The following is a 14,008-nucleotide window of genomic DNA, read 5'->3' as shown; positions in this document are numbered from 1 at the left end:
GAGCCCTTCCATGCGTTCCCTTCGCCTGTTCGCGGCCCTGTGCGCCGCCGTCGTCAGCCTCACCGCCGTCCCCGCTCGCGCGGATTTGAAGGTCGTCGCCACCCTCCCGGACCTGGCCGCACTGGCCAAGGCCGTGGGCGGAGACAAGGTGGAGGTCACCGCGCTCGCGCTGCCCACGCAGGACCCGCACTTCGTGGACGCCAAGCCGAACCTGGCGCTCGCGCTCAACCGCGCGGACCTGCTCATCGCCGCGGGCCTGGACCTGGAGATCGGCTGGTTGCCCACGCTCCAACTGGGCGCGCGCAACAGCCGCATCCAGTCGGGCAACCCGGGCTACCTGGACGCGTCCCGGTTCGTGAGCCTCCAGGAGGTCCCCGCCGGGCAGGTGGACCGCAGCCAGGGCGACGTGCACCCCGGCGGCAACCCGCACTACCTCTATGATCCGCGGCAGGCCCTCAAGGTGGCCGCGGCCATCGAAGCGCGCATGTCGCAGCTGGATGGGAAGAACGCCGCGGCCTACAAGGCCAACCTGGCGAAGTTCACGCAGGAGCTGCAGGCGGCGCAGGTGGGCTGGGAGAAGCGGCTCGCGGGCCTCAAGGGCGTGCCGGTCATCGCGTACCACCGCACGACGGCGTACCTGCAGGACTGGCTGGGCTTCAAGACGCTCGCCTTCCTGGAGCCCAAGCCGGGCATCCCTCCGAACCCGTCCCACGTCGCGCAGGTGCTGGCGCAGGGCAAGGCCAACAAGGTGAAGCTGGTCCTCAAGGAGGACTACTACCCGGACAACATCGCGAAGCTCGTGGCGTCGAAGATCCCCGCCGCGCTCATCACGCTGCCCGGTGGCACCGACTTCCGCTCCGGCCAGACGTACGTGCAGCGCCTGGAGTTGATGGTGGGCCGGCTGGAGCAGGGCCTCTCCGGGAAGGGGGAATGACGCCATGAAGCGCATTTCCTCGAAGGCGTGGTTGCTGCCTGTCGCATTGCTGTCCGGGTGCGCGTTCAACGAGGGCGAGGGCTTCGCGGTGCTGGAGCCCTCCGTGCAGGCCGCGTACACGCCGGTGTCCGGCCGCGACGCGGGTGACGGTTACCAGGCGCTCGCGTCCGACTTCCAGCTGCGCATGGACACCGGCGCGGTGAGCCTGGGCAGCATCGACCTGCTGGCCTCTTCCGGTGGAGGAGGCTCCACGACGTTCGATCCGTCCTCGCCGCCGCCCGGCTACACGCTGTGCCACAACGGGCACTGCCACAGCGACTCCGGGGCGCTCGTGGACTACGAGGACATCCAGGCGGAGCTGGGCGGCGGTGGCAGCACCACCGTCACCGTGGCCAACCTGCCGGTGGACGCGGAGCTGGACCTGCTGGCGCCCGCGACGCGAGACCTCACGTGTGAGCCCGCTTGCGAGCTGGGCAAGACGACGCTGTCCCGGGGGCGATGGGCCGTCACGGGCCTGCGGATGACGGGCAGCGTGCGGGATGGCCGCGTGCCGGCGCGCTTCGCGGGCGCCCTGCCCTTCCGCTTCACCGCGACGGTGACGGGCGCGGAGGCCACGCCGGTGGCGGTGCTCACCGGGGGCCTGGACGTGCCGTCCGACCGTGAGAACGACCCGCGCGTGGCGCTGGGCCTGAAGCTGGAAGTGACGCCGGCCCTCTTCGACGCGGTGGACTGGTCCGCCGCGACGCCAGGCGCTGACGGCGTGGTGGACCTGGACGCTCCCGAGAACGCGGCGGTGCGCACCGCGCTGCTGGAGAAGGTGGCCGGCTTGAGCCCCACCGCGGAGGTGAGCCGTGGCTCACGGTGATCACGAGACGGAGCTGGACCGGGGCCACCGCGCCGCGGTGCCAGAGCCTGGCGAGCCGCTGCTCAAGTGCGAGCAGCTCGTCATCGGCTACGGGGGCAAGGACATCCTGCCGCCCATGGACCTGGTGGTGCGCCGCCACCAGTTCGTGGCGGTGGTGGGCCGCAACGGCTCTGGCAAGAGCACCTGGTTCAAGACGCTGCTGGGCCTGATTCCCCCGGTGTCCGGCCGCATCACCCTGGGCGCGCCGCACATCCGCAGCGCGTACGTGCCGCAGATGTCCGCCATCGACTCGCTGCTGCCCGTGCACACGCGGGAGCTCACCAGTTGGGGACGGCTGTCCGGTTGGAACTTCCTGCGGCCCTTCCCCAACAAGACGGACCGGCAGAAGGTGGAGGCGGCGCTCGATACGGCGGGCGCGCGCGGCATCGCGAAGCGGCCCTTCCGCGACCTGTCCGGCGGCGAGAAGCAGCGCGCGCTGCTGGCGCGGGTCATCGCCACCGAGGCGGACGTCGTCCTGCTGGATGAGCCCACCGCCGCGATGGACGCGGTGGCGGAGAAGCAGACGATGCTGCGGCTGTGCGCGCTCGCGCATGACCGCGGCCTGGGCGTGGTGGTGGTGAGCCACGACCTGTCCGTCGCCGCCGAGCACGCCGACGTCATCCTCTTCGTGGACCGCGAGCACCGCTGCTTCGTCATGGGCGATGCGCGCACCGTGTTCTGCCACCCCGCCTTCCGCCGCCAGTACGGCGACGACTACTGCCACTCCGCGCCCCAGGGACCCCACCGTGGAAACAACCCTGCTTGAGCCCTCGAAGTGGGAACAGTTCCAGGCAGGCTGGGAGCTGTTCCGCGACCCCATCCTCTGCGCGCTCATCGCCGGGTGCGTGCTGGGCTTCCTCAGCGTCTACGTGGTGCTGCGGCGCATGGTGTTCGTCAGCGCGGCGGTGACGAACACCGCCGGCCTGGGCGTGGCGCTGGCCTTCTTCGCGGAGATCCACCTGGGCGTGCACGTCGACCCCCTGGTGGGCGCGGTGGTGCTGTCCGTGGCGGCCACGCTGCTCCTGATGATCGAACCCGCGCGGCTGCGGCTGTCGCGGGAGAGCCTGCTGGGGTGCGCGTTCGCCTTCGCGGGCGGCGCGGCCATCCTGGTGGGTGACCGCATCGCGCAGGAGGCGCACGACATCCAGGGCATCCTCTTCGGCACCGCGGTGCTGGTGACGCCGGATCAGCTCCAGGCGGTGGCGGTGTCCGGCGCGGTGCTGATGGTGCTGCACCTGTGGTGGTTCCGGGGCATCGCCTTCGTGAGCTTCGACCGCATTGGCGCCACCGTGCAGGGGCTGCCGGTGAAGCTGCTGGACACGGTGTTGATGGTGTCCATCGGCATCATGGTGGGCGTGTGCGCGCGGGCCCTGGGTGCCCTGCCCGTCTTCGCGTTCTCCACGCTGTCGGCCATCGCCGCGCTCGTGCTGGACCTGCGGCTGCCGTGGACGTTCTTCACGGCGACCGTGCTGGGCGGCATCGCGGGCGCGGGCGGGTACCTGTTCGCGTACTTCTACGACTTCCCGGTGGGCGGTTCGCAGACCGTCCTGTCCGGGGTGCTGGTGCTGCTGATGATGCTCGTGCGCCTGATTCGCGTGCCCTTCACGCGCCGGGCGTAAGCAGTCGGCCGCCGTCGTCCCTTGTTCAGCGGACGGCGGCGGACACCTTCTTGAACTCGGGCGTGCCCGCGCGGCCCAGCATGTCGAACAGGGCCGACTCCACGGTGAGGATGCGCGCGCCCGCGTCGCGGCACAGCTCCAGCCCCACGCGGCGGTCCTCCTCCGAGCGCGACAGCACCGCGTCCGCGAGCAGGCACGGCTCCCGGCCGCTGTCCGCCAGGTCGCGCGCCGTCTGGAAGACGCAGATGTGCGTCTCCATGCCGGTGATCAGCACCTGCTTGCGGTCCCCGAGCACGGAGAGCACGTCCGGCGTAGCGGCGGAGAACTCCAGCTTCTCCAGCGGCTTGAACTCCCCCAGGCGCAGCTTGAGCAGCGAGTGCGTGCGGCCCAGCCCCTGCGGGTACTGCTCCGTGACGATGACGGGCAGCCCCAGGGCCCGAGCACCCTCCACGGCGGCGCCCGTGCGCGCGAGCATGCGGTCCAAAGCGTCGCGGTCCATCGCGGCGCACAGGCGCTCCTGGATGTCGACGACGAGCAGCGCGGCCTGCTCGGGCTTCAGGCGGAACGACGGCATGGGGCGGCTCCTTGGAGGATGCCCCTAGTGACGCGAAGGCCGCGCCTCCAGTCAAGCGCGGCGGCGTGCGGGCTCAGGCCCCGTGAACGGTCCAGGGCGCTTCTCCACCCCGGGGGACGGGCCCGGTGTCCACCGAGGCCACGTCCGGCACCCGGCGGAGCGCCGTGCGGCCGCGGTGGCCCCGGGCCGCGAAGCCCCGTGCGCGTTGCAGGCCCGGCAGGTGCGGATCCGCGTCGCGCCACAGGTCCAACACCACGGCGAAGTCGTGCGCCGCTTCGGACATGCACTCGCAGGCGACGTGGGCCTCCGCGACCAGGAGCATGCAGTGGCCGCAGCCGGGCCGCTCCCCTGCCCGCTCGAGCGCCAGCTCCAACGCCTTCTCCTCGCGGCCAGAGCGCATGCGGATGCGGGCCAGCGTCTCGCGGGGCTGCCGGCAGAAGAGCGCGGGGCCCACGGGGCGCAGACGGCGCTCCAGGCGCAGCGCCCGCGTGAGCGCGGCCTCCGCCCGGCCGGAGTCTCCCCGGCGCGCATCCAGCGTGCCCCTCAGCTCCTGCGCGGCGACCTCCACCGTGCGCGCGACGTCGCGAGCGCACAGGGCACGGCCTTCGGAGCGTGGTGCCTCCGACAGGGTGTCCACCAGCGCATCCAGGTTGCCGCACGCGCGCTCCACGTCGCCCAGCCGTCCCGTCTCCAGGGCACAGACGCCCTTCGCGTACAGGCGCACGGCGTCGCGCAGTCCCGCCTCCGCGACGGTGGCGGCGTCTCCCAGCTCCATGGGGACCTCCGCCGCGGCGCGGCTGAAGCCGAAGCGCAGGTGCGCGGCGACGAGCGTGGTGGCGGCGAAGAGCACCGCCTGCGGCTGGCCTCCCGAGGCCTCCACGCGCTGCCGCAGCTTGCGCGCCCAGGCCTGCGCGCCCCGGTACTGCCCCACCTCCACGCAGCCTTCGCTGAGCAGGCGCAGGGCGGTGTCCGCGCTCGGCGCCACGTCCAGGGGCAGCGACTCTCGCGCGAGGTACGCGTCATCCGCCGTCACCGCTGACTCCAGGATGCGGTTGGCCTCCACCGCCTTGCCCATGCGCAAGAGCAAGCGTCCGGCGGCGAGCAGCGCGGGGCTCCCCGCGGGCACGAGCGACGGAAGCAGCTCCGCGCTCTCCAGCGCCATCTCCGGCCGGGCGCTGGGCAGCCACGCCTGCACCCAGGCCACGTGCACGCCCGCGTGATTCGGGTGCGTGCGCAGCAGGTCGCGCAGGAGCAGCTGCGCGTACGGCTGTCCCTGTCCGGGACGGCCATCGGATTCGTACCCGTCCAGGAGGAAGCCCGCGAGCAGCAGGCGCGGCTCGGGCTCCTGGGGGAACCGGTCGATGAGGCACTCCATCTCCCGCACGAAGGCATGTCTGCCATTGGCGGGGCCCTTGTCCGCGAGGAGGCTGGCCGCGACGACCAACCGCTGCTCCAGGTCGGTGGTGCCCTCCGCCAGGGTCAGCGCCTTGCGGATGGCCTCCGCGCGGTCCGCGGTGAAGCGCTGCCCCACGCCCCGGGCGAGCGCGAGCCCCCACCAGGCCATGGCGAGGGACGGGTCCTGCCGCGCGGCCTCCGCGAAGGCGCGCCGCGCCTCCAGCGCCCAGCCCAGGTGCACCAGGCGCAGGCCCTGATCAAAGTACGCCTGCGCCAGGGGGACCTGCGTCGTCACCTGGAGGTGTGCGTCTCCCAACCCGTGCAGGAGCGGCGGCGTGGGAAGGGCTTCGTCCGGCAGGTCCTCCCACGCGACGTGGGAGTGGACCGACGGGGCATCGGCTCGGAACAGACGTGCCAGCATGGTGTCCTCCTCACGCTCCGGACATCGGAGCGGCAGGGTGTTGGGTGACGGAGGCATCGGTCGCGCGCACGCGCACGGCCAGCCGCCTCCAGGCGGTGGACAACTCTTCGGCGGGGATGGGAGACGCCTTGCGCCGCGCCGCCAGGCACTCGCGCCGCCAGGCCAGGCCCACGTCGCGGGCCACCCACGCTTCGTACTCCGCGAGCCAGTCCGCCAACCGCGCGAGCCCCGCCCGCGCCGCCCTGCGCTCCGGCCCGGTGGCCACGTCGCGCCGGGCGCCCACGTCCTCCACGCGGAAGGCCGGGCCGCGCGCGTCCTCCACCCACCGGGGGACGAAGCCGTCGCGCGGCACGAAGATGGCGGCGCCGCACGACTCGCACAGCGCGCCGAAGCCCCACAGCGTGAGGCGCCCCCCGTCCAACAGACGCCCCTGGTAGGCGCTCTGTCCCTCCACTCCCGGCGGACGCGCTTCACGCACCAGCCCGTGCCGGAGCAGCACGTTGCCGTCGGGGCAGCGCACGTCCTGGCCCAGGCACCACATGGCCACGTCGAACAGACGGTCGCCGTCGCGGCGCACGTCGCAGGGAAGCAGGGAACCGGCACTGCCAGAAGAGACCTTGGACATGGGGCGCCTCGTGCTTCATGGGAAGGAATGCGACCGGGGGTCAGTCATGGTCGTGGTCGTGCTCGCCCGACTCCTCGATGACGAGCGACACCGAGGACAGGGTCGAAGGCCCGAAGGTGAGCGTGTGCGTGCCCACGGTGAGCGGCACGACGTAGCGGCCCTGGATGTCCGTGCAGAGCGAGGAGCTGGTGGCGCTCTCCTCGATCTCCACCGTCGCGCCGCTGCCGTTGGTGACCGTCACCGGCACCGTGGCGCTCGTGTAGAGGACGTAGTCCGTGGCCTCGGATACGGCGAAGGACACCGCGCCGCCCTTGCCGCCCGCGACGTCCACCAGCGTGATGTCGTAGCGCTTGTGGTCGTTGCTCACGGCCGGACCCGCGCCGCTGGCAGCGGCGGTGACGGCGGCGGCAGGGCCCTTCTGCAGGTGCTCGCAGCCCTCCTCGTCAACGTGGGCCTCCTCTTCGTCGCCGCCACCGCAACCGGCGGCGAGGAGGGCGGTGGACAGCAGGAAGGCGGACAGAAGCTTCTTCTTCATGATGGGGACTCCAGGGACACGGGGATGTGGACTGCGGGAACTCCAGCCGCACGGGCCGCACGCGCACCGCTCCCCGGAGAGGAGCGACGGCGACGGAACGGACGGGACTGGAAGGAGGGACCGCGGCACGAAGCGCGCACCGGTGCACGTGGCCGGAGGGCCCATGCGCGTGTCGCGGATCCGTTCAACGAACGGGAACGCGCACGGCCTGGACCTGGACTCCGGTGGCCACGGCGCACCCCGGCCCACGAAGACACGGGGGGCCAGGACGGCGGGCGACAGCGGCGGAGACTAGACGCGCGGCGGCGACGACTTGGGCGCGAGCCTCAACAGCGCGACGGGTGCCGCGTGGAAGCGGAACACCGCCAGCGCCGGGCTGGAGCGCGTGGAGACCGCGGCCATGACGGGCGCGGACTCGGCCGGAGGCGGTGCCTCACGGCGGAAGAAGGCGTGGTGGCAGTGGGCCTCACCACCATGGGGCGTGGCCTTCGACACCGGCGCCCGGGCCACGCGCGCGTCGTCGAAGGAGAGCTCCTCCTCCAACGGGCCGCCATGGGAAGACGCATCGCTCACGTGCATCACGTCCCCGTGCTCCAAGCACGTGGTGTGCTGCACGAGCGCGAAGTGGAGCACGCTGCCCACATACACCAGCACGCACACGAGCACCCACGGCAGCGCCAGCAGGCGCGGCAGGGAGCGACTCGTGCTGGGGTGGCGTCGGAGGCGGCTCACGTCGACTCGGTCTCGAAAAGCAACTGAGTTGTTTTAAGCGACCTCCCCGCGCGGTGCAAGCCGGGACGCCCCTGGCTCCGGCCCTGGCTCGGGTTGGAGGGCGAGGTGGCGGACACGGGGAGCCGCCAAGGGACCCGCGGGTTGTGGACCCACGAGCCCCTGGGGTCGTAGGTTCCGCGCCGTGCACGAGCTCATGGATGTCCTGCGCAGGCAGGCACACTATTTCGGACCGGAGCTGGCGAAGACCGCCTACCAGCGCGGCCTCGCGGTGACGAAGCTGGATGGCAGCACCCAGCCCATCCCCATCACCGCCACGCCGGTCATCCTGGACGCCGAGGAGATCAAACGCCGCTCGCTCCTGTCCGCGAAGCTGGCCTCCGCCACGGTGAAGATGACGCGCGCCGTGCTCGGCGGCCCGGACGCGGAGCTGCTGTTGGGCGCGCTGTCGCCGCTGGAGCGCCGCATGGCGCTGGCCACCTGGGAGGCCAGCCGCAAGCTCGCCACCACGCGCGTGGACTACTTCGTGTCCGGTGGCCGGCCCTGGGCGCTGGAGGTGAACGCCACCATCCCGGCCATGCAGGGCTATTCGGACATCGCGGCGCGCACCTTCATCGAAGTGGTGGCGCGGCACCTGCGCTATCCGGAGAAGGCGATTCCCACGCTGCTCACGCTCAACGGCAACAACGCGTTGGCGCTCTATCGTGCCCTGCTGGACGGCTACGCGGCCGAGCGCAACGGCAAGATGCCGGACACGGTGGCGCTGTTGTGCCGCAAGAACGACGCGCAGATTTCGGAGCTGCGCTGGCTGTGCGAGCGCTTCCGTGAGTTCGGCGCGGACGCGGACGTGGTGCATCCGGAGGACGTGTCCGGCGACGACGCCTTCACGGTGAACGGCAAGAAGTACGACCTGGTCTACCGCCACCTCTTCGTGCGCCGGCTGGAGCAGAACCCCGCCCCCTGGGTGGAGGACTTCCTCTCCGTCGTCCCGGGCAGGAAGGCCGTGTTCCTCAACCCGCCCGCCTCGCAGGTGGAGGTGAAGACGACGTTCGCGCTCCTGTCGCAGGCGGTGACGGACGCGGCGCTCGCCGAAGGCGCGGGCCTCACGCCGGAGGAGCTGGAGGCGGTGCGCGAGTCCGTGCCCTGGACGCGCCCCTTCCGCCACGGGCCCGGCGTGGATCCGGACGGCGCGAAGGTGGACGACATCGTGGACCGCGTGGCCCGGGAGCCCGCGCGCTTCGTGCTCAAGCGCGCGTGGGACTATGGCGGCAAGGCCGTCTTCCTCGGCCGCTCCGTGGGCACCGTGCCCTATGAGGAGCGCGTGAAGGGCGCCTACGGCGAATCCAAGACGTGGGAGCAGCTGTGCGAGCGCGCCGCCACGGAGCCGCAGGGCGGTTTCGTGGTGCAGGAGGTGGTGGACACGCAGCCGGAGGAGCACCTGGTCTGCGGCACGAACCAGGTGCTGCCCACCTCCTTCTTCGTGGATTACTCCGCGTACGCGTCTGTTGGGCTCGCGAAGCAGCCTGCGTGGGGCGGGGTGTGCCGTGGGTCCATGTCGGAGATCGTCAACATCGTGGGCGGCGGTGGCGTGCTACCCCTCATCACCACGGAAGTCGCTTCGAAGCTTTTGCTGGCCTGGAAGGCCCTTTAAGGCGTCCTCCAGGGGTCATCGTTAGAGAAGGGCTGGGACTGAAGCGGTCCCCGGCCCGAAAGGAAACGAAATACATGGCGTGGGAATCTTCAGGTGGCTGGCAGGGCGGGCAGGCAGGCTCGGTGGACGACGTCCTGGTGCAGGAGTCGCAGCGCGCGTTCATGTCGCGCGTGCACGGCTGGATGTTCGCGGGCCTGACGCTCACCGGCGTGATGGCGATGGTGACGCTGGCCAGTGAGACGCTGCTCCGCATGGCGGTGCAGAACCGGATGGCCCTGTTCCTGGTGCAGCTGGGCGTGGTGTTCGGCCTCTCCATCCTGGCGCCCCGGCTGTCCGGCCCGGTGGCCGCGATCATGTTCGCGGGCTACGCGGCGCTCACCGGCGTGACGATGTCGGTCATCTTCCTCATCTACACGACCAGCTCCATTGGCCAGGTGTTCTTCATCACCGCCGCGACCTACGGCGCGATGGCCGTCTACGGCACCGTCACGAAGAAGGACCTGAGCAGCTGGGGCACGTTCCTCTTCATGGGGCTCATCGGCATCGTCATCGCCGGCCTGGTGAACATGTTCGTCAAGAGCAGCGCCGTGTCGTTCGTGACGGCCTGCGCGGGCGTGCTCGTGTTCGCGGGCCTCACCGCCTACGACGTGCAGAAGCTGCGCGACTACCACGCGGGCACGGGCTTCAAGAGCGCGACCTCGGTGGCCATCGTGGGCGCGCTCACCCTCTACCTGGACTTCATCAACCTGTTCCTGTCGCTGCTGCGCCTGCTGGGCAACCGCCGCGACTAGTTCCAGGCTCCAGCGTGAGACCGCGAAGGCGGGGCGCGAGGCGCGAATCCGCCTTCAGCGCTCCGCCTTCTTGTTGAAGGGCATCAGGAGCCGCTCCACGGGGCGGCCCTGCACCAGGTGCTCCTCCACGATGGTGGGCACGTCCTCCACCTTCACGCCGCCGTACCAGGTGCCCTCCGGGTAGACGACCACGGAGACGCCGAAGGCGCACGTGTCCACGCAGCCCGCCGCGTTGGCGCGCATGCTGCGCTTGAGACCGCGCTTGTCGAGCTCCTCCTTGAAGGCGGCCCGCACCTCCTCGCCTCCCTTGGTGGCGCAGCACCCCTTGGGGTGGCCGTCCGGGCGGCGGTTGGTGCAGATGAAGACGTGGCGTTCGAAGGGAGGCGGCATGGTTCGCCTCCTAACGCGGCCGGGCGTCGAAATCGATGCCGCCGTTCAGCAGGCGACCGTCCAGGCCCGCCCCACCCGGCCCTTTTGTCGCGGGGGCCTTGGAGCGCTCCTACGCTCGGCGCACGGACTGGCAGCAAACATCCGTCAGTGATCACAAGCGCTTGGACAGGCGCCCTTCCCTTCCTGTCCGATTTTGCATGGCCATGGCCATACATTGCCAGCCACGGCAGCCATTGCCACCCGGGCCGGGGTTATTAGATCAGCCTTGGACGCAGATCAGAGCGCCTCGGACTGTCCACCAAATGATGTGTGTAAGCGGCGCCCTGACACTAGGTATAGGGGAGCAGGGGATGTTGACGGACCCCACCAGCGATCATATGGATCCGCCCGCCCGGCGGGTGGGCAGTCAGGCCCGGGCCCGGATTCCAGCAGTGGGCCCGCTGGCTTCTGCCCATCCCGGACCATCCCAACGCTGCCGTCCCCGTGCCTGGAAGTGATCATCGGATCCCCTGGGATCTCGCGGCGTTGGCGATTTTGCAAATTTTGCATCAGCACTCTCAGTGAATCTGGAGGTGGGCGTCATGGAGAAGGAACTGAGTGGGAAGCCGGTGGTGGGTGGCAGGGAGCCGCGGCGCGGTGGCCGTGCGAAGGGCAAGGCGGCGACGGCCTCCACGGGGCTGACCGTGGAGCGCTTCTTCACGACGCCCGGCGTGGATCCGGCGGACGAGCTGGCGTGGGAGTACCGCAGCGCGAGCATCAAGGGCGAGGACGGCAAGGTCGTCTTCGATCAGAAGGACATCGAGGTCCCCAAGTCCTGGTCGATGCTGGCGACGAACGTCGTGGCGTCGAAGTACTTCCGGGGCACGCCCGGCACGCCCGAGCGTGAGAACAGCGTGCGCAAGCTGGTGGCGCGCGTGGTGGACACCCTCACCCGTTGGGGTCAGGAGGGGAACTACTTCGCGTCGGCGGTGGACCGCGAGGCGTTCCACGCGGAGCTGACGCACCTGCTGTTGCGCCAGAAGGCGGCGTTCAACTCGCCCGTCTGGTTCAACGTGGGCGTGGAGGAGCACCCGCAGTGTTCGGCGTGCTTCATCAACAGCGTGGACGACAACATGGAGTCCATCCTGGGGCTCGCGCGTACGGAGGGCATGCTCTTCAAGTACGGCAGCGGCACGGGCTCCAACCTGTCCAGCATCCGCGGCAGCAAGGAGCTGCTGGCGGGCGGCGGCACGGCGTCCGGCCCGGTGTCGTTCATGCGCGGCTTCGACGCGTTCGCGGGCGTCATCAAGAGCGGCGGCAAGACGCGGCGCGCGGCGAAGATGGTCATCCTCAACGCCGAGCACCCGGACATCCTCGAGTTCATCCGCTGCAAGTCGAACGAGGAGAAGAAGGCCTGGGCGCTGATTGAAGCGGGCTACGACCCGTCCTTCAACGGCGAGGCCTACGGGTCGGTGTTCTTCCAGAACTCCAACAACTCCGTGCGCGTCACCGACGACTTCATGAAGGCGGTGGTGAACGACGGCCCGTGGCAGACGCGCGCGGTGCGCGACGGCCAGGTGCTGGAGACCTACAAGGCCCGTGAGCTGTTCCGCGAAATCGCGGAGGCGGCGCACCTGTGCGGCGACCCGGGCCTCCAGTACGACACCACGGTGAACGCGTGGCACACGTGCTCCGGCACGGCGCGCATCAACGCGTCCAACCCCTGCTCCGAGTACATGTTCCTGGATGACTCGGCCTGCAACCTGGCGTCGCTGAACCTGATGCACTTCCGCACGCTGGAGGGTGGCTTCGACGTGGCCGCCTTCAAGCACGCGGTGGACGTGGTGCTGCTGGCGCAGGAGATCATCGTCGGCTTCAGCCGCTACCCCACCGAGCGCATCGCGAAGAACAGCCACGACTACCGCCCGCTGGGCCTGGGCTACGCGAACCTGGGCGCGCTCCTGATGGCGTCCGGCCTGCCGTATGACTCCCCCGCCGGCCGCAACCTGGCGGGTGCCATCACGTCGCTGATGTGCGGCGAGGCGTACGCGATGAGCGCGCGCATCGCGGAGCGCCAGGGCGCGTTCGCGGGCTACGGCAACAACGCGGAGCCCATGCTCGGCGTCATCCGCAAGCACCGCAAGGCGGCGTACCAGCTGTCCGTGGACGGCGTGAGCGCGGAGCTGCACGCGGCGCAGAAGGAGGCGTGGGACGACGCGCTGGCGCGCGGCACGGAGCACGGCTACCGCAACAGCCAGGTGACGGTGCTGGCGCCCACGGGGACCATCGGCTTCATGATGGACTGCGACACCACCGGCATCGAGCCGGACATCGCGCTGATCAAATACAAGAAGCTGGTGGGCGGCGGCATGCTGAAGATCGTCAACCAGACGGTGCCGCTCGCGCTGGAGAAGCTGGGCTACCCGCAGACGCAGGCGCAGGACATCATCGCGTACCTGGACAAGCACGACACCATCGAGGGCGCTCCGCACCTGAAGCCGGAGCACCTGGCGGTGTTCGACTGCGCGTTCAAGCCGTCCAAGGGCCAGCGCAGCATCCACTGGATGGGCCACATCGAGATGATGTCCGCGGCGCAGCCGTTCCTCTCCGGCGCCATCTCCAAGACGGTGAACCTGCCCAATGACGCCACGGTGGAGGACATCGAGAAGGCGTACATCGAGGCGTGGCGCAGCGGCCTGAAGGCCGTCGCGGTGTACCGTGACGGGTGCAAGCGCACGCAGCCGCTCAACACCTCTCAGGACAGCAAGGCCCCGGAGGCGAAGCGCGCCGTGGCCGCCGAGCCCGTCCCCGCCGTGACGCCGGAGCCCAAGGCGCTGCGCCGCCGTCTGCCGGACGAGCGGCAGTCCATCACGCACAAGTTCTCCATCGGCGGCCACGAGGGCTACCTGACGGTGGGCATGTACGAGGACGGCAAGCCGGGTGAGCTCTTCGTCGTCATGGCGAAGGAGGGCTCGGTGGTGAGCGGCCTGATGGACAGCTTCGCGACCAGCGTGTCGCTGGCGCTCCAGTACGGCGTGCCGCTGCAGGTGCTGGCGGACAAGTTCTGCCACACGCGCTACGAGCCGAGCGGCTTCACGGGCAACCCGGCCATCCCCATCGCGAAGTCCATCACGGACTACATCTTCCGGTGGCTGTCGCTGAAGTTCCTGCCCACGGAGCCCTGCGCGGACGATGTGGAGGTGACGCCGGTGGAGGAGGCCCGTCCGGAGCCGATGACGCAGGCGGCGGTGCCGGCGCAGGTGGGGACGCTGCAGCTGTCCGCGATGAACTCGCGCAGCACGTACCTGAACCAGGCGGACGCCCCGCCCTGCCACCAGTGCGGCGCCATCACCGTGCGCAGCGGCGCCTGCTACAAGTGCACGAACTGCGGCACGACGACCGGCTGCAGCTGAGCGCGGCCGTGACGTGACGTGAGAAAGGGCTCCGGGGCTTCACGCTCC

At 70.5% G+C, this 14,008-nt stretch carries 13 protein-coding genes; 7 read left to right on the top strand and 6 right to left on the bottom strand.

Annotated features, from left to right (window positions below):
- The first annotated feature begins 10 nt into the window (after positions 1-10).
- From JYJ93_RS17520 to JYJ93_RS17505, 4 genes are read left to right on the top strand one after another with little or no spacing between them, the layout of a single operon-like run.
- Positions 11-934: a zinc ABC transporter substrate-binding protein gene (locus JYJ93_RS17520; protein ID WP_206792761.1), complete on the top strand. Its 924-nt coding sequence runs from the start codon at positions 11-13 to the stop codon at positions 932-934.
- Between the two features lie 4 nt (positions 935-938).
- Entirely contained in the window at positions 939-1,799 is an 861-nt protein-coding gene (locus JYJ93_RS17515; RefSeq protein ID WP_206792759.1) for a hypothetical protein, read from the top strand.
- On the top strand, positions 1,786-2,604 hold the full coding sequence (locus JYJ93_RS17510) for a metal ABC transporter ATP-binding protein (protein ID WP_206792758.1): 819 nt from the start codon (positions 1,786-1,788) through the stop codon (positions 2,602-2,604). The genes JYJ93_RS17515 and JYJ93_RS17510 overlap by 14 nt, the downstream gene beginning before the upstream one ends.
- A complete protein-coding gene (locus tag JYJ93_RS17505; RefSeq protein ID WP_014397920.1) occupies positions 2,585-3,457 on the top strand; it encodes a metal ABC transporter permease in 873 nt (290 codons plus the stop codon). The genes JYJ93_RS17510 and JYJ93_RS17505 overlap by 20 nt, the downstream gene beginning before the upstream one ends.
- 25 nt (positions 3,458-3,482) lie before the next feature.
- On the opposite strand, the gene JYJ93_RS17500 is transcribed toward JYJ93_RS17505, so the two are convergent.
- From JYJ93_RS17500 to JYJ93_RS17480, 5 genes are all read right to left on the bottom strand, one after another.
- Entirely contained in the window at positions 3,483-4,031 is a 549-nt protein-coding gene (locus JYJ93_RS17500; RefSeq protein ID WP_206792756.1) for an isochorismatase family protein, read from the bottom strand.
- A 73-nt stretch (positions 4,032-4,104) separates the two neighbouring features.
- Positions 4,105-5,847, bottom strand: a complete 1,743-nt coding sequence (locus tag JYJ93_RS17495; protein ID WP_206792754.1) for a hypothetical protein — start codon at positions 5,845-5,847, stop codon at positions 4,105-4,107.
- Between the two features lie 10 nt (positions 5,848-5,857).
- Entirely contained in the window at positions 5,858-6,472 is a 615-nt protein-coding gene (locus tag JYJ93_RS17490) for a hypothetical protein (protein ID WP_206792752.1), read from the bottom strand.
- Positions 6,473-6,512: 40 nt separating this feature from the next.
- Positions 6,513-7,007 (bottom strand): hypothetical protein, encoded by a 495-nt coding sequence (locus tag JYJ93_RS17485; protein ID WP_206792750.1) that lies wholly within the window; start codon positions 7,005-7,007, stop codon positions 6,513-6,515.
- 291 nt (positions 7,008-7,298) lie between these two features.
- A complete protein-coding gene (locus JYJ93_RS17480; protein ID WP_269012471.1) occupies positions 7,299-7,739 on the bottom strand; it encodes a hypothetical protein in 441 nt (146 codons plus the stop codon).
- Positions 7,740-7,920: 181 nt separating this feature from the next.
- Between JYJ93_RS17480 and JYJ93_RS17475 the strand changes: the two genes are divergently transcribed.
- Together JYJ93_RS17475 and JYJ93_RS17470 are read left to right on the top strand one after the other, a co-directional pair.
- A complete protein-coding gene (locus JYJ93_RS17475) occupies positions 7,921-9,387 on the top strand; it encodes a hypothetical protein (RefSeq protein WP_206792748.1) in 1,467 nt (488 codons plus the stop codon).
- Between the two features lie 74 nt (positions 9,388-9,461).
- Positions 9,462-10,178: a Bax inhibitor-1/YccA family protein gene (locus JYJ93_RS17470; RefSeq protein WP_206792746.1), complete on the top strand. Its 717-nt coding sequence runs from the start codon at positions 9,462-9,464 to the stop codon at positions 10,176-10,178.
- Between the two features lie 54 nt (positions 10,179-10,232).
- Here JYJ93_RS17470 and JYJ93_RS17465 read toward each other — a convergent pair whose 3' ends face one another.
- Positions 10,233-10,568 (bottom strand): (2Fe-2S) ferredoxin domain-containing protein, encoded by a 336-nt coding sequence (locus JYJ93_RS17465; protein WP_206792744.1) that lies wholly within the window; start codon positions 10,566-10,568, stop codon positions 10,233-10,235.
- A gap of 581 nt (positions 10,569-11,149) precedes the next feature.
- On the opposite strand from JYJ93_RS17465, the gene JYJ93_RS17460 reads away from it, so the two are divergent.
- Positions 11,150-13,960: a vitamin B12-dependent ribonucleotide reductase gene (locus JYJ93_RS17460; RefSeq protein WP_206792742.1), complete on the top strand. Its 2,811-nt coding sequence runs from the start codon at positions 11,150-11,152 to the stop codon at positions 13,958-13,960.
- The last annotated feature ends 48 nt before the right edge of the window (positions 13,961-14,008 follow it).

It is taken from the genome of Corallococcus sp. NCSPR001 (assembly GCF_017309135.1).
GTDB lineage: Bacteria > Myxococcota > Myxococcia > Myxococcales > Myxococcaceae > Corallococcus.
Note: the sequence above shows the minus strand (reverse complement) of the source record. Positions and strands in the feature narration are given on the sequence as shown.

Bases quoted from the DNA above. Each gene is read 5' to 3' on its own strand.
- JYJ93_RS17520 (WP_206792761.1), top strand. From the start codon at position 11: ATGCGTTCCCTTCGCCTGTTCGCGGCCCTGTGCGCCGCCGTCGTCAGC.
- JYJ93_RS17515 (WP_206792759.1), top strand. From the start codon at position 939: ATGAAGCGCATTTCCTCGAAGGCGTGGTTGCTGCCTGTCGCATTGCTG.
- JYJ93_RS17500 (WP_206792756.1), bottom strand. From the start codon at position 4,031: ATGCCGTCGTTCCGCCTGAAGCCCGAGCAGGCCGCGCTGCTCGTCGTC.
- JYJ93_RS17495 (WP_206792754.1), bottom strand. From the start codon at position 5,847: ATGCTGGCACGTCTGTTCCGAGCCGATGCCCCGTCGGTCCACTCCCAC.
- JYJ93_RS17490 (WP_206792752.1), bottom strand. From the start codon at position 6,472: ATGTCCAAGGTCTCTTCTGGCAGTGCCGGTTCCCTGCTTCCCTGCGAC.
- JYJ93_RS17485 (WP_206792750.1), bottom strand. From the start codon at position 7,007: ATGAAGAAGAAGCTTCTGTCCGCCTTCCTGCTGTCCACCGCCCTCCTC.
- JYJ93_RS17470 (WP_206792746.1), top strand. From the start codon at position 9,462: ATGGCGTGGGAATCTTCAGGTGGCTGGCAGGGCGGGCAGGCAGGCTCG.
- JYJ93_RS17465 (WP_206792744.1), bottom strand. From the start codon at position 10,568: ATGCCGCCTCCCTTCGAACGCCACGTCTTCATCTGCACCAACCGCCGC.
- JYJ93_RS17460 (WP_206792742.1), top strand. From the start codon at position 11,150: ATGGAGAAGGAACTGAGTGGGAAGCCGGTGGTGGGTGGCAGGGAGCCG.